This window comes from Brevundimonas denitrificans (assembly GCF_030160755.1).
GTDB lineage: Bacteria > Pseudomonadota > Alphaproteobacteria > Caulobacterales > Caulobacteraceae > Brevundimonas > Brevundimonas denitrificans.
Genome location: NZ_BSOY01000203.1, coordinates 1 through 633, shown reverse-complemented (window position 1 = coordinate 633; position 633 = coordinate 1). Strand labels below are relative to the sequence as shown.

The 633-nt window shown below is 60.8% G+C and carries 1 protein-coding gene; it reads right to left on the bottom strand.

The window, feature by feature from the left end:
• Positions 1-633: efflux RND transporter permease subunit (locus QQJ79_RS15760; RefSeq protein ID WP_284223877.1), on the bottom strand; the 633-nt coding region annotated here is incomplete at both ends.

Sequence of the window (633 nt, the reverse complement as noted above, 5' to 3'; positions counted from 1 at the left end):
ATGGCCAGAACGGTCAGGGTCGCGATAATGGAAACGGGAATGGCCACCGCCGGAATGAAGGTGGCGGGCACGGACCGCAGGAAGACATAGATCACCAGCACCACCAGAACCATGGCAATACCAAGCGCCAGAAACACCTCCTTGATGGACTGGCTGATAAAGACGGACTGGTCATAGGACGCCGTCAGGGTCATGCCTTGCGGCAGGGTCGATTCCAGCCGGGCCACCACGGCTTTCACGCCGTCGGCCACCTCCAGAACGTTGGCCCCTGATTGCCGGATTACCCCCAGCCCGACCGAGTCGCGGCCATTAACGCGAAGAGCCGTCCGCTCGTTTTCAGCGCCAACCTCAACGCGGGCCACATCACCAAGCCGGACAATGCCCCGACCGTCATTGCGCAGGATGACCCGCTCAAACCCCTCGGCGGTTCTAAGATCGGATTCCGTACGGATATTAAATTCGCTGTTCACGGACTCGATCCGGCCCGACGGCAAACGGACATTCTGTTTCTGAATTGCCGTTTCCAGATCCTGAACTGTCAGGCTGTGGGCGGCCATGGCCCCGGTATCCAGCCAGATCCGCATGGCATAACGGCGCGCCCCGCCAATCCGCACACTGGCCACACCGTTCACG